Source organism: Roseomonas sp. KE2513 (assembly GCF_016107305.1).
Taxonomy (GTDB): domain Bacteria; phylum Pseudomonadota; class Alphaproteobacteria; order Acetobacterales; family Acetobacteraceae; genus Roseomonas.
Genome location: NZ_RCVR01000030.1, coordinates 1 through 19,375, shown reverse-complemented (window position 1 = coordinate 19,375; position 19,375 = coordinate 1). Strand labels below are relative to the sequence as shown.

The 19,375-nt window shown below is 70.4% G+C and carries 21 protein-coding genes; all 21 read left to right on the top strand.

From position 1 onward, the window contains the following. Positions 1–978 carry a DotH/IcmK family type IV secretion protein gene (locus D9599_RS22800; protein ID WP_309228688.1) on the top strand — a complete coding sequence of 326 codons (978 nt, stop codon included), beginning with the start codon at positions 1–3 and terminating at the stop codon, positions 976–978. Beyond that, positions 978–2,327, top strand: coding sequence for a DotG/IcmE/VirB10 family protein (locus D9599_RS22795; protein WP_198383601.1), 1,350 nt, complete (start codon positions 978–980; stop codon positions 2,325–2,327). Before D9599_RS22800 ends, D9599_RS22795 begins: the two co-directional genes overlap by 1 nt. A 70-nt stretch (positions 2,328–2,397) precedes the next feature. Next, positions 2,398–3,816, top strand: a complete 1,419-nt coding sequence (locus D9599_RS22790) for a hypothetical protein (protein WP_198383600.1) — start codon at positions 2,398–2,400, stop codon at positions 3,814–3,816. A gap of 11 nt (positions 3,817–3,827) precedes the next feature. Continuing rightward, the gene (locus D9599_RS22785; protein WP_198383599.1) at positions 3,828–4,370 is read left to right on the top strand and encodes a hypothetical protein; all 543 of its coding nucleotides are present in this window, start codon (positions 3,828–3,830) and stop codon (positions 4,368–4,370) included. An 87-nt stretch (positions 4,371–4,457) separates the two neighbouring features. Next, entirely contained in the window at positions 4,458–4,883 is a 426-nt protein-coding gene (locus D9599_RS22780; protein ID WP_198383598.1) for a hypothetical protein, read from the top strand. A 5-nt stretch (positions 4,884–4,888) separates the two neighbouring features. Next, positions 4,889–5,572, top strand: coding sequence for an HNH endonuclease (locus D9599_RS22775; RefSeq protein WP_198383597.1), 684 nt, complete (start codon positions 4,889–4,891; stop codon positions 5,570–5,572). Then, complete coding sequence (locus D9599_RS22770; protein ID WP_198383596.1) at positions 5,569–8,631, top strand: ATP-binding protein; 3,063 nt, start codon at positions 5,569–5,571, stop codon at positions 8,629–8,631. Before D9599_RS22775 ends, D9599_RS22770 begins: the two co-directional genes overlap by 4 nt. A gap of 73 nt (positions 8,632–8,704) precedes the next feature. Then, positions 8,705–8,869, top strand: a complete 165-nt coding sequence (locus D9599_RS22765) for a hypothetical protein (RefSeq protein WP_198383595.1) — start codon at positions 8,705–8,707, stop codon at positions 8,867–8,869. 84 nt (positions 8,870–8,953) lie between these two features. Continuing rightward, entirely contained in the window at positions 8,954–9,520 is a 567-nt protein-coding gene (locus D9599_RS22760; RefSeq protein WP_198383594.1) for a hypothetical protein, read from the top strand. Between the two features lie 73 nt (positions 9,521–9,593). Then, positions 9,594–10,067, top strand: a complete 474-nt coding sequence (locus D9599_RS22755) for a DotD/TraH family lipoprotein (protein ID WP_198383593.1) — start codon at positions 9,594–9,596, stop codon at positions 10,065–10,067. Continuing rightward, positions 10,060–11,025 (top strand): type IV secretory system conjugative DNA transfer family protein, encoded by a 966-nt coding sequence (locus D9599_RS22750; protein WP_198383592.1) that lies wholly within the window; start codon positions 10,060–10,062, stop codon positions 11,023–11,025. The genes D9599_RS22755 and D9599_RS22750 overlap by 8 nt, the downstream gene beginning before the upstream one ends. After that, positions 11,022–12,191 carry a type IV pilus twitching motility protein PilT gene (locus tag D9599_RS22745; protein WP_198383591.1) on the top strand — a complete coding sequence of 390 codons (1,170 nt, stop codon included), beginning with the start codon at positions 11,022–11,024 and terminating at the stop codon, positions 12,189–12,191. The genes D9599_RS22750 and D9599_RS22745 overlap by 4 nt, the downstream gene beginning before the upstream one ends. Further along, on the top strand, positions 12,191–12,439 hold the full coding sequence (icmT, locus tag D9599_RS22740) for an IcmT/TraK family protein (protein ID WP_198383590.1): 249 nt from the start codon (positions 12,191–12,193) through the stop codon (positions 12,437–12,439). Before D9599_RS22745 ends, icmT begins: the two co-directional genes overlap by 1 nt. Further along, complete coding sequence (locus D9599_RS22735; protein WP_198383589.1) at positions 12,436–12,876, top strand: hypothetical protein; 441 nt, start codon at positions 12,436–12,438, stop codon at positions 12,874–12,876. The genes icmT and D9599_RS22735 overlap by 4 nt, the downstream gene beginning before the upstream one ends. Further along, positions 12,873–13,385 carry a lytic transglycosylase domain-containing protein gene (locus D9599_RS22730; protein ID WP_198383588.1) on the top strand — a complete coding sequence of 171 codons (513 nt, stop codon included), beginning with the start codon at positions 12,873–12,875 and terminating at the stop codon, positions 13,383–13,385. Before D9599_RS22735 ends, D9599_RS22730 begins: the two co-directional genes overlap by 4 nt. Before the next feature lie 445 nt (positions 13,386–13,830). Then, positions 13,831–14,322, top strand: coding sequence for a hypothetical protein (locus tag D9599_RS22725; RefSeq protein WP_198383587.1), 492 nt, complete (start codon positions 13,831–13,833; stop codon positions 14,320–14,322). Continuing rightward, a complete protein-coding gene (locus tag D9599_RS22720) occupies positions 14,319–15,617 on the top strand; it encodes a hypothetical protein (protein WP_198383586.1) in 1,299 nt (432 codons plus the stop codon). The genes D9599_RS22725 and D9599_RS22720 overlap by 4 nt, the downstream gene beginning before the upstream one ends. Then, entirely contained in the window at positions 15,614–16,090 is a 477-nt protein-coding gene (locus D9599_RS22715) for a hypothetical protein (protein WP_198383585.1), read from the top strand. The genes D9599_RS22720 and D9599_RS22715 overlap by 4 nt, the downstream gene beginning before the upstream one ends. 10 nt (positions 16,091–16,100) lie before the next feature. Continuing rightward, positions 16,101–18,413, top strand: a complete 2,313-nt coding sequence (locus tag D9599_RS22710; protein ID WP_198383584.1) for a type IV secretory system conjugative DNA transfer family protein — start codon at positions 16,101–16,103, stop codon at positions 18,411–18,413. Beyond that, complete coding sequence (locus D9599_RS22705; protein ID WP_198383583.1) at positions 18,410–18,871, top strand: hypothetical protein; 462 nt, start codon at positions 18,410–18,412, stop codon at positions 18,869–18,871. Before D9599_RS22710 ends, D9599_RS22705 begins: the two co-directional genes overlap by 4 nt. After that, on the top strand, positions 18,868–19,320 hold the full coding sequence (locus D9599_RS22700) for a hypothetical protein (RefSeq protein WP_198383582.1): 453 nt from the start codon (positions 18,868–18,870) through the stop codon (positions 19,318–19,320). The genes D9599_RS22705 and D9599_RS22700 overlap by 4 nt, the downstream gene beginning before the upstream one ends. Positions 19,321–19,375: the final 55 nt, after the last annotated feature.

Genomic DNA, 19,375 nt, shown 5'->3' with positions numbered 1-19,375 from the left:
GTGAGACCGCGCACCATCGTCATCGCCCTGGCCAGTGGGGCGTGCCTTTCCGGCGCCGCCCTCGCCCAGGCGCCCAATCCCTCGCAGCAGCCCGTCGACCGGGGCGCGGTGCGCCAGCGCATGCTGGAGGACGCCATCCCGCTCACGCCCGAGATGATCCGTGAGCTGGCGCGTCGCTACGGCGAGGTGCAGCGCGCCCAGGAGGAGAGCACCGCGCTGATCGCGTCGCCGGTAAGCCGGCCGGTCAACGTCACCTACCAGCCCGGCCAGCCCACCTCGATCGTGCAGACCGTGCGCGGCTATCCCACCGCGCTCAGCTTCTTCGACGCCACCGGGCAGCCCTGGCCCATCGCCTGGGACACCAACTCCAACAACGCCAACGTGTCGGGTGGCGGCGGCGGCGGCGTGGGCGGCTGCTCCACCTCGCCCAATGCCGGGCCGGCCGGGCCCGGTGGCCCGGCCGCTGAACTCGCGGGCTTCCACGTCTGCGTGCCCGTGCGGGGCTCCAACACTATCCAGATCACCCCGATGTCGATCTCGCCGCGCGGCGGCCTGCTGGTGAACCTGCAAGGCGCTCCCAAGCCGATCTCCTTCCTGATGGTGTCCGGGCAGACGCGCTACGACGCCGACGTCAGCGTCCACGTCTCGAGCCGCGGTCCCAACGCCCGCATTCAGATCGACACCCGCCCCAACGCTCCGGTGACGGGCGCGCCCTTCCTCACGGCGATGCTGTCGGGCGTGGCGCCGGCCGACGCGGTACCCCTCGCGGTCAGTGGCGTGTCGCCCGACGACGTGCGGGCGTGGCGCCTCGGCAGCCAGATCTACCTGCGCACCCGGCACACGCTGATGTCGCCGCCCTGGGACGCGTCCCAGTACGGCGAGGGCGGCACGACCGTGTACGCGCTGCCGGCGACGCCGGTGGTCCTGCTCTCGGTCAACAACCGCACGGTCTCGGCCGAGCTGCGGGAGGAGCGCTGATGTCCGGCACCACCACGCGCCGCGGCTTCCGCGGTCCGTTCAACAAGGCGGCCAGCGCCGGCCCGATGCGGTTCGTGGTCATCGGCGGCGTCGGCCTTGCCATCACCGGGGTCGTCGTCGCCGCGACGATGGCCGGCAGCGATGCGCTTCCCGAGAGCCGGGCGGCGCGGCAGGGCACCGTCAACCAGCTGCCCGGCGGCACCAACTCCTCGCCCTACCAGGCGCGGCTGGCTGTGGCCGAGAACCAGCGGCAGGCGGAGCAAGCGCAGGCCCGGGGGCAATCCTACACCCCGCCGATCGCGGCCAGCCAGCGAGCGCCCGATATGGCGGCGCTGGTGCCGCCCCCGGCGGCGCCGACCACCGTGGCCGCCGTGACGGCGCCTCCTCACCCAGCGATGCCGACGCAGGCGAGGCCGACGACTCCAACGGCCCCGCCCGCTGCTCCGGTGCTGTTCGAGACGCCCGCCGCTCCGGCGCGCGTGCAGCCGGCGGTCGCGGCGGCCCCACAGCAGAACGCGATCCGCACGGTGTCGCAGACCACGACGCAGCAGCAGCAGGTCGAAGACCCGGCATTCCGCGACGCGCTGAACCGCCTCATGGGCGGCTGGCAGGGGCGCCCGGGAAGAACCACCGTGACGCTTACCCCGCCGAGCTCGGCCTCGGCCGCTGAGGGCGATGAGGGACGCCGCGGCGCCCCGCCGGCGCCTGCCCTGGCCCGTCAGGTCTCGGCGGGCGAGGTCGCGCCGGCCGCCGCCACAGTGCCGTCCCCGCGCTCCTCCGCACCGTCGCAGGGCCGCGTGCTGGTGCCGGCAGGCCGCGGCATCTACGCCCATACCGTGCTGGCGGTGAACTCGGAGAGCGGCGGTCCGGTGGTACTGCAGGCGGACACCGGCCCGATCGCCGGTGCCCGGCTGATCGGCACCTTCACCAAGCCGGGGACGATCAGCCGCCTAGTGGTCCGGATCAACACCGTACAGTTCCAGGGCATGGAGATCCCCGCCGAGGGGTTGGTGGTGGCGCCCGACACCATGGAGACGGCCGTGGCGTCGAGCGTCGATCAGCGCCTGGGCGAGCGCTTCCTCCTGCCGGCGGCGGCAGCGTTCATCGCCGGACTGGGACAGGCGGTGGCCACCACGTCCAACACCTTCAACCAGGTCAGCCCGTTCGGGGGGCAGTCCTACATCACCCGCCTCAACCCCGAGCAGCAGCTGGCCGTCGGTGCGGGGGCGGCTGCGGCCCAGGTCGGGAGGGCGCTCGAGCAGTCCGCTCCGCGCGGCCCGCTCGTCCACCTGTCCGCGAATGCGCCAGTTGGCGTGATGTTCCTGTCGAACCTCACGGCGCCGAACTGAGGTCAGAAAAGGCGCGGCGCCGTTCGCGCCGCGTCCGCCCATCCTGTCGGTCTCAGACAGGTAGGGCACCATGGACACCCACGTCCCCGACAACACGCTGATCCCGCCGCTGTCGACGCGGCGCCCCAGCATGGCGCTGCCGGGGGAGGAGGAAGGGGAACTGCCCCCCGCCTCCCCCGCCGCCGCTTCCGCCCCTGCCGCGCCGCCTCGCAAGAGCCGCCACGGCATGTTACTCGGCTCCGTCGCGGTCGCCGTGGTCGTGGTGGGCGCTGGGGTGTTCCTCGTTTCTCCCTACAACACGATCCTGCCGCTGAGCGTGCAGAACGCGGTCGCAACCGCGCGCGAGAGCGCGGGGACCTCAGTGCGCCACGCCGCGGAAGCGGTCGGGCTGATGGCCCCGGCGGCCCAGATGGCTGCAGCGCCTCCTCCCGCTTCCGTGCCGGCCCCGGCCGCTCGCGAGCCGGCCCCGCGCACGTCGCGCGAAGCACAGCTGGACGAAGTGATGGCCTATCGGCAGCGCCAGGGCGCTCCGGACCTGACCCGGCCGTCCGGCACGGCGGATCAGCCGCGCACCGAGCCGGTCCCGCCAGCGGCCGATCGCCGTCCCATCGAGCCCACGCCCCTGGCGCGCCGCCTGGGCGATACCCAACAGGCACAGCCGGCGCCGCTCGCTCGACGCGTGGATGAGCCTCCGCGCCCTGCCGAACCGGGTCAGCCGGCCCAGCCCCCGGTGGCAACCGCGGCGGCCGCGACGCCGATCGCGCCTGCCGCGGCCGTGCCAGCTCCTGCTCCGGCAACTGCCGTCGCGGCAGTGAACGCTCCAGCGGTCGCGTCCCCGGCTCCTGTCGAGGCGGCCAACCCGGCTTCAACGTCCGCTGCGGGGGTTGCTCCTGTGGTGGTCGTGCCGCCGCCGACGCCCGCCACACCGGCACCGGCCGATCCAGTCGCGGTCGCTGCCAGCCTGCGTCCCGCCCCGATGAGCACGCCGCAGCAGGTCGATGTGCTCGGCCTGGTAACGCAGATGGCGGTGATCATGCGCAATCGGGAGGAGCGTGATCGGCAGATGCAGACCGACCTCGCGGCCATGCGCGACCGGTTGGAGGCGTCCACAGCCGACTTCGGGCGCCGCCTCGCCCTCGCCGAGGCACGCGGCGCGATGAACGCGGCCATGGGTGCGGCCGCCGCGCCGCCCCCTGTGCCGGCCAGCGCCAGCCCTCCACCCGCGCCTCCCGCCCCCGCCGCCACACCGGTCGCCGCCCGGACGCAGGCCCCCGCCCAGGCGACGAACGACGGCGTGCGCCGCCGCTACCGAGTCCAGGCCGCCTCGCCCGGCCTCGCGATGCTGTCGGAGGTCGATCGGACCGGAGATAGCGGCGCGCAGTTGCAGGTGGCCGTGGGCGACGAGGTGCCGGGCTACGGCAAGATCACGGCCATCGCCCAGCAAGGCAGCAACTGGGTGGTCCGCGCCGAGCGCGGCGCCATCCAGTAGGGCGCGCCGTCATGCAGGGCTTCGTCGACTTCGCGGCCGAGATCGGCATCGCGCTCGCCTACCTCGTGCCGGCCTTCGCCTACCTCGCGGCGATCGGCACCTTCCTGTTCGCCGGATGGGGCTTCTGGCAGCAGGCCCAGCCGGCGAACCCGTTCCGCGGCAAGCCGTGGATCCCGGTGCTGTCGCTGATCCTGAGCGGCGTGTTCGCAGCCTTCCCGCGGATCCTGACCCTGGCCAGCAACTCCGGGGGCGGCTCGGTCACCGTGGGGACCGGGGGCGCCTTCGGCTACGTCCCGTCCGTCGGCGCCGGCGGCGTGCTCGGCGCAACGCCGGCCGAGACCATCGTGAACGTCGTGCAGGTGTTCCAGGGCTTCTTCCAGGCCTTCGGCGCCATGATGGCACTGCTGGCGGTGTTCGCCTGGTGGAGCGTGGTGCGGGGTGCCAGCCGCCGCGGACAGGGCGGCTGCCTCGTGCAGTTCGCCTTCGGTGTGGCCCTCATCAACGTGCTGCCGCTGTCGCGTCTGCTGGCCACGATGTTTCGCGCGAACACCTGAAAAAAGATCGGCGCCGCGCGCGCCGATTTCCCGGAATCTCCCTTCAGAGGCGCCGCACGGTTCCTCGGCAACAGGAAAGCGAACTCCGTGAAGTCCATCAGCCCCGTCATCGTCTCCACCCGCCGCCGGTCGCTGAAGGCCAGCGCCGCCATGCTGGCCACCGGCGCGGCCCTGCTCACCTCGGGCGAGGCGTTCGCCCAGGCGGCCGGGACCGGGATCGGCGGGCAGGTCAGCACCATGGCGCAGGAGGCCACCACCGCTGGCGGCAACGTCGGCTCCATGGCCATGTACCTCGCCGCGCTGCTCTGCCTCGTTGGCGGCGCCTGGGCGCTCTGGCAGTCCCGGCAGCCCCAGCAGCGCGAGGGCGGCATGCTCTCCAAGGGGATCGCCGGCCTCGTGCTGTGCGGGCTCTTCGCCGCCGGTGGCACCTGGATCGGCAAGGCCGCGCAGACGACCAGCGGCGGCGCGGCCACCATCACCGGCACCAACGCCCCCGTCACCTTCGGGAACTGATCCCGGTGCGCTACCTGCCGCTCCCACTGTCCGCCCACCGCTCCGCCTGGGGCGTGGATACGGCCGGCGTGGAGCGGCAGTGCCGCGCCGCCGCCGCCGACGCTCCCTGCCGGTTCTGCGGTGCCTTCGCCGCCGGCCGGCAGGAGGTGGTTCACCTCGACAGCGACCATGCTAACCACGCCCCGGCGAACCTCGCCGCCGCCTGCAGCCTCTGCCACCTCGCTCAGCACCTCGACGTCGCCGCCCGCCAGCGGTCCCTCGTGCTGGCGTGGCTGCCGGAGGTGAGCCAGGCGGCAGTGTTCATGCTGACGCGCTCGGCCCATCTCGCCCTGCTCGACGCCGGTGCCGACCCCACGCTGGAGGTGCCCCCCGCCAGGGGCACCGATGCCACGGTGGCCGCGTGGCGGGCTCTCAAGGCCCTGCTCGGCCGGGAGGAGCAGGCCAAAGCGCGGCTGAAAACGTCCGATCCCGGCGTGCTCGGTGCAGCTCTGCTGGCGCTCACTTCCGGTGCCTACCGCGGCCGCGCCAACCTGCTGGGAAGCGTCCGGCTGGTGCCCACAGGCCGAATGCTGGTGGGCGGCGAGGACATCTACCCCGGCCTGCTCCGCGCCTGGGCCGGCCGGGCTGAGCCGAAGGCTTCCGCCCCCCTCCCCGCCTCCACCCCCGCAACTCCGGGGAGGGCCGCATGATCGGCGCCATCTCCCGCCTCCTGGCGGGCTTGTCCCTTACCCTGAAGCAGCCGATCGGCACCTTCTGCGACGTCGAGACCACGCACGGCGATGCGCTGGTGACCAAGCATTCCGACTACCTCACCGTCATCCGCATCGAGGGCATGCGGCGAATGGCCACCCGCGCCGACGTCGAGCGCATCGCGCTCGCCCAGCGGATGGACCTATCCGGCGCCCTGGAGGACCCGGGTCACGCCATCATGGGCTGGTTCATTTCCGACCCCGACCAGTCGGCCGTCGAGATCGACCGCCTCAACCTCGCCTCCTGCCGCACCATCGCGCGCGAGCTCGGTCTGGACGTCGGCGACGTGCTCAACGAGCGCGCGGCGCTCTGGCCCAAGGTCATGCGCTGGGAGGCGGCCTATTACGTGCTGTGGACCCGCCGCTCCGTCCTGACCAAGGAGGAGCGCAAGCAGATGGGGGAGGAGCAGTCCGCCCTGGCGAAGGCCGGGCCCCGCGCCGGTGACAGCCAGCGCTACTATCTCCGATCGGAGGTCATGGCAGCGCGTCACAACGCGTTCGTGCTGCGCGTCGAGGCCGCGTTGAAGGCCAACGACATCGCCACCCGCAGGCTGGGCGTGCACGAGGCACTGAAGCTGGTGCGGGAGGCGGTGTACCGCGAGACCTCCGGGTCGGACTGGAAGGCCACCCTCATGGGCGACCGAGTGATGCCGCGGGCGACCGAGGACGAGGCCCGAAAGGTGGACGCCGCGCCCGGCATGCTGTGGCCCGCCATCCGCGAGCAGATCTTTCACGCCGACGCCGAGACCCAGGGCGGCCAGCGGGTCCGGATCGGCGACAACGATTACGCTCCCGTGGATATGGCCGTCGGCCCGGAAGACCCCCGGCCCTTCGTCGAGCTGTCGGCCCGGCTCGGACAGGACCGCATCCCCTGGCGTGGCTCGATCCTGATCGAGGGCGGCGGGCGATCGGCGATGCTGCTGAAGTCGCTCGGCGCCACCCTGTTCTCGATGTTCCCCGGCAATGCCGACGTGCGCCGCGCCTTCGAGGCGTTGAAGCAGGAGCGCGACGTCAACAGCCATATTGGGGTCAAGCTGAGGGCCTCCTTCGCCACCTGGGCGCCGACCGGCGACACCCAGAAGCTCCGCCGTCGCGCCTCCACCCTGACGCAGCGGCTGGAAGGCTGGGGCAACTGCAAGGCCACCAGCATCGCGGGCGATCCCCTGGAGGGGGCGTTGAGCAGCGTCCCGGCCCTGGCACTCGCCTCGACCGGCACGCCGGGCATCGCGCTGCTGGGCGACGCCTTCGCCATGCTGCCCTGGAACCGCTGCGCCTCGCCCTGGGAGCAGGGATCTGTGCTGTTCACCCGGCCCGACGGCGCGATCTGGCCCTACGAGCCCGCCGGCAGTTCCAAGCGCCCACTCGTGTGCGACATCTTCGTGGCCCCGCCAGGCTCCGGGAAGTCGGTGCTCGCCAACACGATCAACCTCGGCCTGTGCCTCAGCACCGCCGTGCTGGGCTCGCGGGGTGCGAAGCTACCGCTGATCGGCAAGGCCGATATCGGACCCTCCGCCCAGGGGTTCGTGCGGCTGGTGCGAGAGGCGCTAGGACCGGAGCGCGAGCACGAGGCCATCTTCGTGACGATGCAGTTCCGGGCGGGCTACGAGTTCAACATCTTCGACCTGCAGGTGGGCTGCACCTATCCGCTGCCCATGGAGAAGGCGTTCCTGCAGAACTTCCTGTCCTTGGCCACCATGCCGCCGGGCCAGAACACGCCCTTCGAGGGCCTAAGCCAGCTGATCGGCTACGTCATCGACGAGGCCTACCGCCTCTGCACCGACGTGCCCGGCGGCTCCCCCAAGCCCTACCGGGCCGGTGTCGAGCCGACGGTCGACGCCGCGCTGTCGCGGCACGGCATCGTGCTGGAGCACGCCGAGCCGTGGTGGCGTGACGTGGTGGATGCCCTGGTCGACCGGCAGGATTGGCGGCTCGCCGAAGTGGCGCAGCGCCACGCGGTGCCGACGCTCGAGGATCTCGTGATCGCGGCCAAGGGTGATCAGGTGCGCGACATCTTCGACGAGTTGAAGATCGCCACCACGAGCGAGGACGCGATCGGCCTGTTCGAGCGCTACATCTACGACTTCATCAAGAAGTTCCCGACGCTGAACGCCCCGACCAAGCTGGATTTTGGCCCGGCGCGGATCATCGTGCTGGATCTCGCCGCCGTGGCGCCGACCGGCTCGGCGGTGAACGATCGGCAGCCGGAGATGATGTACCTGCTGGCCCGGCATATCCTGGCGCGCAACTTCACCCTGCACCCGGACTACGCCGAATACGTTCCGGAGAAGGTGCGCGATCACCAGCGCGCCCGGTTCCAGGAGATCATGGAATCGGTGAAGCGGCTCGACTACGACGAGTGGCACCGCACCAAGGGCAGTCCCCAGGTCCGCGATCAGGCAGCGCTGGACGTCCGCGAGGGGCGCAAGCACAACCTGCAGCTGGGTTTCGCGTCGCAGCGGCTGAGTGACATGGGCGAGGAGCTTGTTGGCCAGTCCACGGGACGGTTCATCCTCAAGACCGGCGACGAGAAGGAGTGCAACGAGGTCATCGAGCGCTTCGGGCTGAGCAAGGCCAGCGCCGACGTCGTGCGCTTCGCCCTGCAGGGCCCGGGTCCGAAGGGTGCGCCGTTCCTGGCGGTGCTGCTGGCCGGGGGCGCCAAGTACGAGCAGATGCTGGTGAACTTCCTGGGGCCGGTGGAGCTGTGGGCGCTGAGCACCACGCCCGGTGACACGGCGCTTCGCAACCGGCTGTACGCCGCGCTGGGGTTCAAGGAAGCGCTGCGCCGTCTGGCGCGGGTGTTCCCGCGTGGCTCGGCCGTGGACGAGATCGACCGCCGCAAGAACGAGCGCCTGAAGCGGGGCGAGTTGGACGCCCGGGCAGAGGCCGGTGTGGTGGACGAACTGGCCACCGAACTGACCGATGGCCGAGGCCTGGGCATCGTGCTGCGCGACGTGGCGCAGGACAACGAGACGCCGCGGCGGATGATGGCGGCCGAGTAGGGCAACCGGAGGGATGGGAAGGTGTGTTCAAGATGAACACACCGCCTAGTCTGCCACGATGTAGGACATCTTCGTGCAGCTCTACGACGACCTTCTCGAACACGACGTCGGGAACCCCGAGCGCGACCTGTTGGCGCCGGCCGCCGAACGGCTCTCGGCCTTCGCGCCTGCCTTCGCTCACTACCGCAGCCTTGGCACCGCCCCTCCACCCGGCCCCGCCGAGGACTTGTGGACCTAGTACGCCCTGAGCCGCGTCCACGAGCTCCTCGTCCTGGGCTTGCAGCCGCCGCCCAGCGGCGACGATCGACTGAGCGGCTGGTTCGTGCCCGGCCTCACCCCGCAGGCCGAGGTTCGGTTCTGCGGCGCCCTCGGCATCGAACCCACAGCGCGCGACCGCTTCACCCCCTTCTTCCACGAGGTCGTCGGGGTCGTCGAAGATCCGACCGTCGAGGAGCCCGTGGTGGACGAGGTGTTATGGCCGGCCCTGCGGTTCGGCCACATGCTTTTCGCCCGAGCCGGCGTGCGTGTCCGGTGCCAGCCGGGGATGCTCGATTCCCACCTCGCCACCAGCACCACGCTCTACTTCGCTCGGCGGCGCCGGCACCGGCGCACTGAGGACCTTAGCCTGGGTTGGGGGTCGAACTCGCAGTGGCGCACGGCCTTCCGGCGCGACTACGCCGAGGGCGGCCGCCTGTTCTACAACGTGGACGCCCACGACGTGCTCGGCTCCCGCGCTGGCACTTCCGGCCCGCCGGTCGACGAGGACCTGACGGACGCCGAGCGGGTGGAACTGGTCACGCACCGATGCTTGGTGCGGACCACCAAGCCGGACGGCGACCGCTGGCCGTACCGCGAGCGCTACGTCGAACCCGACCCACTGGCGACTTGATGGCCTTCGCAAGAGGCGCATCCCGTTCGCGCCGAATGCCCGCACTCTCCGCTGCGACGAGGTGGAGATCCCCATGGCAAGCACACGACTGAGGTTGGCGGTGGCACTCGCGGGGCTCGTGGCCCTGGCCGGCTGCGCCGGCACAGGCCCGACCACCGAGATCGTCACCACCGGCATGCCCAATCCCGAGGTGGCCCTGCGCCGCTCGATGGAGCAGGTGGGACAGCAGATGGCCCAACTCGGCGGCCTGAACCGCCCGGCGTTGGCCGCTGGCCAGGGTCCGGTAGTGCCGGAGGAGCTCCGGCGTCCGGTGGCCTTCACCTGGAACGGGCCGTTGGCCGAAGGCGTGCGCAAGCTGGCCGGGACCATCGGCTACACGGTGGTCGTGTCCGGGGTGGAGCGGCCGCAGCCCGTGGCCGTGGCGGTGAACCTGCCCTCCACCACCCTGGTGGACGCCTTTGCGGCCCTGGGCGAACAGGCCGGCGCCTACGCCACGGTGCAACTCGATCCCGCCAGTCGCACTGTGCAGGTGGTCCACCATGTCTGAGCCCCGTCGCTCCGGCCTGCGACCCGCCCTGCTGGCCGCGACGGCGCTCGCGGCCCTGGCCTTCGCGCCGGCCGCCCGCGCCGAGGGCTCGGTCAGCTTCCTCGCGAGCCCGCCCATGTCGGGACAAACGCAGTACGAGGCCGCCTCGCGCACCCTGGCCGACCAGATCAACCAGCCCATCACCGGCGCCAGCACCCTGCCGGTGGTGGAGGGGGTCGAGGCGCCGCCTTCGTTGGAAGCGCTGCAGGCCGCCCGCTCCGGCGATCAGGTGGGCGACGGCCTCGAGACCGGGCGCGCCGAGGTGCTGCGCCAGGCCGCCACCATCTATGGCGCCCAGGGAGGTCTGGCGGCCCGCTCCTTCGGCATCAATGAGATGCTGCGCCGCTACGAGGCTCAGCTCACCACCACCTACGACTTCCGCCCCTTGGTGCTCTCGGTCGGGGGCGGCCAGACGCTGATGCGCCCGCCGATCGTGTCGGAGGCGCAGATGGCGTTCGCGCTGGGCGAGAACGGGCAGGTGGCCCGCGAAACCAGCTGCATCTTCGAGATCACGCGCGAGGCGCAGCTGACCTCGGCGCCGCCGGACTGGCGCTCCTACCTCGTGCGGTCCTGGGGCATCCCGGCGCGGCCGGCCGACGCCGCCCTGCCACGGACCCGCGAGGAGGTGCGATACTGGGATCGCTGGGTGGCCGAAGGCTGGGCCCAGGGCGAGAAGCAGGCAGTCAACATCTTCCTGTCTGACCTCGGCCGCCTACAGCGCGACCTGATCGGCATGGCCCGCTTCCGGGTGCTGCTGCGCGCCGGTTTGGTGGAGGAGCCGCGGATCGCCTTCGAGAGCAGCGCCGCGGATGGCGGGCGCTCGCGTCTTGCCATCGGCGACCGTACGGTGCGGATCACCGACCAGCCGGGGCTGCAGCGCAACTCACGCCGCTGGCAGCCAGGGGCGGGCTGCCGATGAGCACTGTTCTGGAAGCGCGCCGCGGTGACGCGGCAGCGGCCACCGAGGGCTGGCCCGAGCAGGGTCTTCGCTGGGTCGAGGATCCCCGCAAGTCAGCGCCAGGGCTGGACGCCCTGCTGACCTGGGCCCACCGCCAGGGCGCCTCGCGGATCTCCTTTCAGACGGGCCACCCGGTCTGGATCATGGTTCACGGGCGAAACCGCAGAGCCACGAGCAATCCGCTGAGTGAGGTGGAGGTGTCCGTCGTCACCAACCACCTCTACGGCGCCGACGGCACCGCCCGCTTGCAGGGCGGATCGGACTTCGACGTGTCCTACGCCGTGGCAATCGACCGAACGGAGCGGCTGCGCTTCCGCGTCAACGCGACGCCCATCCACACCAGCCGCCGCGGCGGGGCGAATCTTGTGCTGCGGCCCATTCCGGACATGCCCCCGGACCTCGATGCGCAGCTCGTGGAACCGGAGATCCTGGAGAATTACCGACCGCGAGGCGGTTTCGTGGTGGTCAGCGGCTCCACCGGCTCTGGCAAGAGCACGCTGATCGGCGGCTTCACTGTGGCCAAGCTGAGAGACCCGAACGGCCACTACAACATCGTCGAGGGCGCGGCGCCTATCGAGTTCCTGTTCGACCGTTTGCAAGGTCCGACCTCGACCATCGCGCAGACGGAGATCCCGCGGGACCTGCCGACCTTCGAGGCCTTCATCCGCGGCTGCTGGCGGCGGGAAGCCACCGACATCATCGTCGGTGAGAGCCGCGACGGGGCGACGATGTCCGCGTCGCTCAACGCTGCCATGGCGGGCTCGACGGTGACCACCACCATCCACGCCGACGACCTAGCGCTGACGATCCAGCGCATGGTGGCGCTGTGCCCTGGTGACGAACGCGACAACCTCGTCACCTCAATCGCGCAATCGCTGCGGCTCATCATCAATCAGCGGCTGGTGTTCTCGACCGACGGCAAGCGCACCGCGCTGCGCGAGTACCTCGTTTTCGACGCTCCGCTTCGGCGGCACCTGATGCAGACCTCACCCTCGGACTGGCCCGACCTGATCCGGACTACGCTGGAAACCCAGGGCCAGTCCTATCACCAAGCCATCACCCGCGCGCTGGAGGAGGGCCGGATCAGCCCCGCCGTCGCCGAGGGTGAGATGAGGAGGATCGGCTGATGTGGCGCAACACTGCCCTGCCCATTCGCTTCCTGATGCTGGACGCACGCGCCCTGCTGCCGGTGCTGTGCTTCGTCACCTACTGGAGCTGGACCACCTTCTATATCGCTCTGCTCGGGACCGCGTTCTTCGGCGCTCTCTCGTTCTTCGGGCTGACCCTGCCAGCGCTATTCCGCATCGTCCGGGGTTGGCTCGTCGGTCGGCTCCGACCGGCGGTGCCAGCCTGGAAGCGCCGGAGGCTGGCATGAGCAGCTCTCTGGACCTCGGCGTGGTCGGGCGCACCCTTCAGCGGCTGGTGGAGCGTGACGGGCGCCCGCTGCTGCTTCGCGACGAGGCCACCGGCCTTGATCACCGGTTGCCCGCCGCACTGGTCGCCGCCCCGGAAGGCTTGATGCCTAACTTCCTGGCGGCGGCGAACGTCGTGTGGCGGGCTGCGACGGGCCGGCACCTGGGGATCGAGCAGGAGCACGATCCCGACGCGTTGCTGGGCTACCGGGTGAAAGGCATCCGCGGCGAGCCGTTCTCCGTAGTCATGCTCTCGGCCATGGAGGCCATTGAGCGGACCGGCACGCCGTCGGCTCTTCCGGTCGCGGACTTTGCCAAGCTCTGGCAGCAGCTGCGACCGCTTGGCGCTATGAGCGAGCGCGACGCCGCTCCCGGCCGTCCGCAGGGGCCAACGCCATGAGGGCGCTGCTTCTCGCAGTGATGGCCGCCGTGTCGGTAGCCGCAGCACCCGCCAGGGCTTCGGTGTCGGACGGCACCGTGTCGGCCGTGACGGAATGCATCCAGGCCGCGGCGGCACTGCACCGGGTTCCGCCGGGCGTGATCGTGGTACTGCTTTCGGTGGAAGGCGGCTCAATCGGACGGGTGAGCCAGAACACCAACGCCACGGTGGACATAGGACCGATGCAGATCAACCAGATCCATCTGCCGACTATCGCGCGGCGCTGGAACACCACACCCGCAGCGGCGCGCGAGGCGCTGCTGAACAACTTCTGCGCCAACGTCGAAGCGGGAGCGTGGATCCTGCGGCGTGAGATCGACGGCGCCGACGGTGACTTCTGGGAGGGTGTGGGCCGCTACCATTCGCGCACCGAGGTCTTCAAGACGCGATACCTGCGTAAGGTACTGGAGCACGTTATGCGGCTGCAGCGCATCGTTTTGCCAACGGATCGCTTAGCGGCACGCCAGTAAAGTCCACTAAGATAACTACGAGCCGTTCTCGTAGACGTCGAGGCTGGCAGGCCATTAGGCTGATGGCATGGCGGATGACCTATCCACACTCGCACAACGTCTGGTCGATTGTGCAGCTGCAGCGCTGGCCGAGCAGGATGGCAGCCCATGCACGCCATCCGTCCTACGGCACTACAGCGAGGTTGGGCAGGTTGTGGCGGCTGCCGTGCTCCAAGCCCTGCTTCCTGCTCGCAGGATGAAGGGAGAGGTTATATTGGAGGGGCCGGATCTAGGCCGCATCACTGTCGACCAGCTTTTCTTTGCCGTCGAGCGGATTGAGGTGCCGAACGAGCGCGGAAAGAGGAGGCGATAGGGCTCCCGCAAGTCACCCTATCCCGAATCAGTCTCGTCAAACCGTTCGCGCCGCTCACCACCATAGTCGCCGGGTTGCCACTGGAGCCACCCGATGCACCTTCCGTCTCCCCTCACCGATCCGCCGCCGTCACTCCACAGCGGTGATGCCACCGTTGTCCGCGACCTGTTGCTGCGCCACCTCGGCAACTGGCAGGTGGCATCCGACGGCGAGCCCCTGACAGGCCGGGCCACCCGCCTCTTAGGCGCGGCGGCGGCGGTGCTGACGTGGATGCGGGACCGCGAAGTATTGCGGCTCGACGCGGCCGCCGTGCGCTTGGCGCTGCAGCTGCGCTCGGTCGCCACCCTCGCCAACCGGCGCGCCTTCCTCTTGCCGTGCTGGGCCACGGGTTGGTTCCGTGAGCAGCCGATGCCCAACATGCCCGAAAGTCTGGTTTATCCGCTGAACGCCTATCTAGCGGATCTGCCGGGCTACGACACGGCGCTTTCCTACGAGGGCCAGCAAGGCAGCGAGGCCCGCCGGCAGCACGCCATGGTGCTGTTCGTGGCCCTACCCTCCTGGTCCGCCGGGAGCCTCCCGTCGTGAGCGCGGGAAAGGGTATGGGGCGCTCGGGCTGGGCCTCGAGCGACGACTACACCTTCCTCAGCCTCGCGGTGATCGTGGTCGGTCTCGCCTTCGGCGGCTGGATGCTGTGGAGCTACCACCACGCCGAGGTGGTGGAGGCAGTGGCCACCCTGCAGCTGTGGAAGATGTCGGCGCTGTCGCTGGTGACGGACGAACTCCGGGACCTGTCGAGGATGGTGACGACCGCCCGCTACGAAACGGTGACCTTCGACGAGCTCGTGGCGATGAGCGGTCGGGTCAACACCCTCATCCGCATCCCTGCCGCGGCGTTGATCGGTGCCCTGGCCGTCCTGTGCTTCGTGTGGGCCCCGCCCGCCCGCTTCCGGCGCCGGTTCGATCTCGACGGGCTGGCGCGGGAGCAGGCGCGCTTCTTCCGCGCGGCCGGCGCTTACCTCGGCCGCGGCTTACGGCTCGTCGCACTTCCCACGGGAGCCCCCCGCCCGGCCGATCCGGCCCTCCATCCCCACGAATGGCTGCTGCGGCTGCCGGTCGAGGAACAGAAAATGGAACCGGCGGTCGATCCGGTGCCCTCGACGCAGCCGGCCACTTCCGAGGCGGAACAGGCCGGGGGCACGGTCGAAGCCAAGCCCAAGCGGAAATGGCGCAAGCTTCAGGAGGCTTCGTCCGAGTACGATGCCGATCGGGTCCGAAAGGGGCTCATCGCCCAGCTCGGTCCGGTCTGGCGAGGCGCAACTGCCGCCCGCCCGCAATCCCGAGTGATGTTCGCCGCCTTCGGCCTGCACTTGGCGGGCCGCCGCGAGGAAAGCCTCGCGCTGCTGGGCGACCTTGCCGAAGCCTTGGCGACTGACACGGGCCACGGACCGGCCGGGCCCGACGCCCCACTGCAGGTGCCGCCCTCGGTGCTCGCGGCCGCGGACGCGCTGATCGCGGACGGAACGATGGTCAAGCCGGCCGAGGCCATCACCCGCCACCATGCTTTCGAGACCACCGCGCTCATGGGACTGCTGAATGCCGCACGCCTGAACGGCGGCGTGCTGGCGCCGGCGCAGTTCAACGGGCTCAAGCTGCTGGATCGGGGCCTCTGGTACGCCCTGCACTCCCTCGGCTTCCCCGGCCATGGGCCGGGGCAGAACGCCCAACCGAACCCCCGTGTCGAGGCCATCGGTGCCCGCGCGCACTGGGATGCCGAACGCCAGGCGAAGTGCCCGCTGTTCGAGCCCGAGGTGGAATCGGCCCTGCGCGCCGTTCGCGCCGCAATCCTGCAGCATCGCGAAGATCAGAAGGAGCAGCCGTGATGGCCAGCAGCGACGTGCGAGACCGTGAGGAGCGGGGCTTTTCCCGTGAGATACCCTTCGGCGCCTGGGCGGCAGGGCCGGACGGGATGCACATCTACGTCCACCTGGGCAAAGCGCCGAGCCGCGAGCCGCGCCGGGCCGTGCTGCCCTGGCTGGCCGGAGCGGCGGCCGTGATCGTGGCGTTCTGCGTCGGCCACTTCACCGCGTCGCCGTCCGGCGGCCGCGCGGCCGATGCCAGCCTGCGGGCGTCGCCCTCGATGGCGGCACGGGCTGTCCCGCCCCTCCCCGAGCCCGTTGTTCAGATTCCGCTCGCACGCGGGGCCGAGGTGCAGCTACCGCCGCTTCCGCAGATCCCCCCGGTGCTGCAGCAGCAACTGGCACTGCCCCCGCGCGTCGTCCCCCCCTCCCCGGCCCCGGTGGTCGCCGGCTCGCCGGGCACGCCGTCCCGCAACGCCTTCGGCCTCGAGCGCTGAGGTCGAGGCGATGATCCAGCGCGAGATCTCCGGGCCGCAGAACCAGTTCGAGCGCGGCAGCGGCATGGGCTACCGCGACGTTCGGCCCTTCACTGTCCGCCTCGCGGAACTGCTGGGAAGCCAGTTCTCGGGTCTCGCGCTGGCCGCGGCGGCCGGAGTGTCCTTCTTCTACCCGGCGGCCATCGACTTGCTGCTGCCGACAGCCGCCATCTACGCGGCCTGGGTGATGCGGCGGAGGGTGAAGCTGCCCCTGCGCCTGCCACGGAGCGCGGATCAGTTGGACTGGAACTACCCGAGCCCGGTGGACCGCAAGCCACAGCGGGCGGCGGGCTCGATCTTCCTCGGCATCGACCAGGTGACGGGACAGGAGCTCTGGATCACCAACGAGGATGGCCGGCAGCATGGAACCATCCCCGGCACCACCGGGGCGGGTAAGACCACCGCCATTCTGAGCCTGTTGGCCAACTCGCTGACCCACGGCTCCGGCTTCGTGCTCGTGGACGGCAAGGCCGACAACAAGTTGTACGGCGAGGTGGTGGCCCTGGCGCGACGCTTCGGCCGCGAAGACGACGTGCTGGTGCTGAACTTCCTCGTCGCGTCGGGGATCAAGCAGAGCAACACGTTCAACCCCTTCGCCGGCGGTAATGCCGACGCCATCCGCGAACTGCTGGTGTCGCAGCTGGGCGAGCAGAAGTCGGACGACAGCAACGGGGTGTTCCGCGCCCGCGCCGTGGCGCTGATCGGCACCATCACCCCCGTGCTGGTGTGGATGCGCGACCAGATGGGCATACCCATCAACATCGAGACGATCCGCTTCTCGCTTGAGCTGCGCTCCATCGACATGCTGGCCTCGCATCGCATCTTCCTGGTGCGCGATGCCATCGGCGGCAACGTGACCGAGATCTCGGTCCCGACCATGCCCGAGGACATCATCTACCCGCTCAAGGCCTACCTGGGCGAATTGCCGGGCTACGATACCTCGCAGCCCTACAACAAGCAGAAGGGCGAGGAGCCGTCCAAGCAGCACGGCTTCGCGCTGTTCTACTTCACCGGTGTGTTCTCGCAGCTGTCGGTATCGCTCGGGCACATCTTCAAGGTGCTGTCGGGCGATATCGACATGCGCGACGTGGTGCTGAACCGCCGCATCCTGGTGGTGAACCTCCCGGCGCTGGAGAACTCCGACGACACCCTGGCCGCACTGGGCAAGATCGTGGTGGCCTCGCTGCGCGGCATGCTGGCCCAGCTCCTTGGCGCCAAGCTGGAGGGGGACAGCAAGGAGATCTTCTCGCTTAAGCCGGGCATGGGCGAGGGGCCCTTCCACGTCGTGTTCGACGAGGTGGCGTACTACGCCACCAATGGCATGGACCGGATGCTGGCGATGGGGCGCGGCCTGAACATCATGTTCTGGCTCTGCTTTCAGGAGGTTTCGGGCATCTGGGCGCGGCTGGGCGAGAAGACCGCCTCCCTGCTCGGTAATGCCAACCTGACCATCGCCATGCGGCAGCAGGACGCCAACCGCACGCGGGAGTGGATCGAGAAGACCGCAGGTGAAACCGAAGTGACGCAGGCCACCTCCTTCGTGGCGGGCGAGGCCGGGCAATACCGCGAGAGTTCCTCGGCCGAGGTCCGCAAGGTGAACCGGGTGGCGTGGTCCGATCTGCAGAAGCTGCTGGAAGGCGAGGCCATCGTGATGCTGGGTGGGCGGCGCGTGTACGCCAAGCTGTTCCACGCCGACGTCAAGGCGGATGGTCCGATCCGCCGGAACCGGCCGCTGATCCTCACCGGCCTCGCCAAGGACGGGCAGGAGCCTGGCGGCCTGGTGAAGAACGTCGTGGTGCGGCTGGAGAGCGGGCACGTTCCCCCGCGGCTACCGGTCACGGAAGATCCGGTGCTGCGGGCCATGGTGGATGCCTTTCGCACCAGCGACGCCGAGACGGCAGAGGGTCGGATCGCTGCGGCCATCGCCGCGGCCGGCGCGACGCCCCTCCCGACGCCGGCCAACGATGTCCTGCCAGAGCCGCCCGTCACGAGCAGCCAGCCCATGATGGAGGCGGTGAAGCCGGTCCAAGCCGGCGATGGAGCTGCGAGCCGGGCCCCGGCTTCGTCGGCGAGGATCGTCGCCGGGGATCGCGGTCTCTCGGCGTCGGTCACCGCCATTGAGGTGGCGCACGGCGCCTCGCCGGCCACGGCCGAGCGCATTGGCTGGGATGTCGCTCGCAACGTGATAGAGGCCGGCACGCTCGACCTTCCCGACCCACCGGCCATGACGGCCGAGGAGTTGGCCGCACGGCTGAACCTGCTGATCGGGCGCTTGGCGGCATGACCGCGACCGACCTTCCGGGCACTCGTCGCGTCCTCGCTGCCCTCCACCACCCCGCGACGCTGGCCGACCTGATGGCGGCGAGCGGCCGGTCGGCCGGCGAGGCTGCGCGGATCCTGCTCTGTCTGATCCGCGACGGTAGGGCCGTTGCCTACTGCCTCGACCACTTCATCCTGCCCGGAACTCTTCTCGACCATTGCGACGAGCCGACCCGGGAGGATTGGTCGGCCAGCCGCCGCGTCATGGCGGCGCTGACCCAGACATCGACCGCGGCCGAGCTCGCGGGGCGCACGGGAATGCCAGAAGCCGAGGTTCGGTCCGCCATCTTCGGCCTCACCCGCCTCGACGCCGTAACGACCGTCAGGCCCGAAGGGAAGAGTTGGTGTCGTAGCGAAGTACCCCAGCGAGCGCATCGCGCCGGCGGCGGACCGAGCACATTGCCGCCCAGGCCGCGGCGATGATCCTGCTCGAGGTGCCCCGCACGAGTGGCGAAATAGCCAAGGCCATCGGTTACGGCGCTGCCGTGATGAACGATCTCGTGCAGGCCCTTATGCACAGCGGCAAAGTGCTGCGTGTCGAACGATCGCGCTACGTCCGTTCCACCACCCCGAGGGCCAGCTTCCTTCGGGCATTGCCATCGCAGCGGCGTGCGGACGGTCAGCGCCTGCAGCCCGTCCGCGACGCGATCCTGGCCAGCCTGAGCGAGCCGAGGCAGGCGGTGGAGATCGCCCCCATGGTCGAGCGCACCGTGCCCAACGTCACCGGGCACCTTCGGGCGATGCTGCGGTGCGGCCTTGTCGAGCGGGTCGGCTACGGGCGCTACGCCCGCCCCGGTACGCCGGGTCTGCCGCCAGCGGGAGAGCGCTGCTTTCTCCGACCGGGAACACCGCCCGCCAGGGTCAGCGTCTGAGGTTGGACAGAAGGGGTTTCCTGCGCCCATCTAACGAGATGCCGTCTCCCGTTCA

Excerpts from the sequence above, each read along its gene's own strand:
- D9599_RS22795 (WP_198383601.1), top strand. The coding sequence starts at position 978 with ATGTCCGGCACCACCACGCGCCGCGGCTTCCGCGGTCCGTTCAACAAG.
- D9599_RS22790 (WP_198383600.1), top strand. The coding sequence starts at position 2,398 with ATGGACACCCACGTCCCCGACAACACGCTGATCCCGCCGCTGTCGACG.
- D9599_RS22785 (WP_198383599.1), top strand. The coding sequence starts at position 3,828 with ATGCAGGGCTTCGTCGACTTCGCGGCCGAGATCGGCATCGCGCTCGCC.
- D9599_RS22770 (WP_198383596.1), top strand. The coding sequence starts at position 5,569 with ATGATCGGCGCCATCTCCCGCCTCCTGGCGGGCTTGTCCCTTACCCTG.
- D9599_RS22755 (WP_198383593.1), top strand. The coding sequence starts at position 9,594 with ATGGCAAGCACACGACTGAGGTTGGCGGTGGCACTCGCGGGGCTCGTG.
- D9599_RS22750 (WP_198383592.1), top strand. The coding sequence starts at position 10,060 with ATGTCTGAGCCCCGTCGCTCCGGCCTGCGACCCGCCCTGCTGGCCGCG.
- D9599_RS22745 (WP_198383591.1), top strand. The coding sequence starts at position 11,022 with ATGAGCACTGTTCTGGAAGCGCGCCGCGGTGACGCGGCAGCGGCCACC.
- icmT (WP_198383590.1), top strand. The coding sequence starts at position 12,191 with ATGTGGCGCAACACTGCCCTGCCCATTCGCTTCCTGATGCTGGACGCA.
- D9599_RS22735 (WP_198383589.1), top strand. The coding sequence starts at position 12,436 with ATGAGCAGCTCTCTGGACCTCGGCGTGGTCGGGCGCACCCTTCAGCGG.
- D9599_RS22730 (WP_198383588.1), top strand. The coding sequence starts at position 12,873 with ATGAGGGCGCTGCTTCTCGCAGTGATGGCCGCCGTGTCGGTAGCCGCA.
- D9599_RS22725 (WP_198383587.1), top strand. The coding sequence starts at position 13,831 with ATGCACCTTCCGTCTCCCCTCACCGATCCGCCGCCGTCACTCCACAGC.
- D9599_RS22710 (WP_198383584.1), top strand. The coding sequence starts at position 16,101 with ATGATCCAGCGCGAGATCTCCGGGCCGCAGAACCAGTTCGAGCGCGGC.
- D9599_RS22705 (WP_198383583.1), top strand. The coding sequence starts at position 18,410 with ATGACCGCGACCGACCTTCCGGGCACTCGTCGCGTCCTCGCTGCCCTC.
- D9599_RS22700 (WP_198383582.1), top strand. The coding sequence starts at position 18,868 with ATGATCCTGCTCGAGGTGCCCCGCACGAGTGGCGAAATAGCCAAGGCC.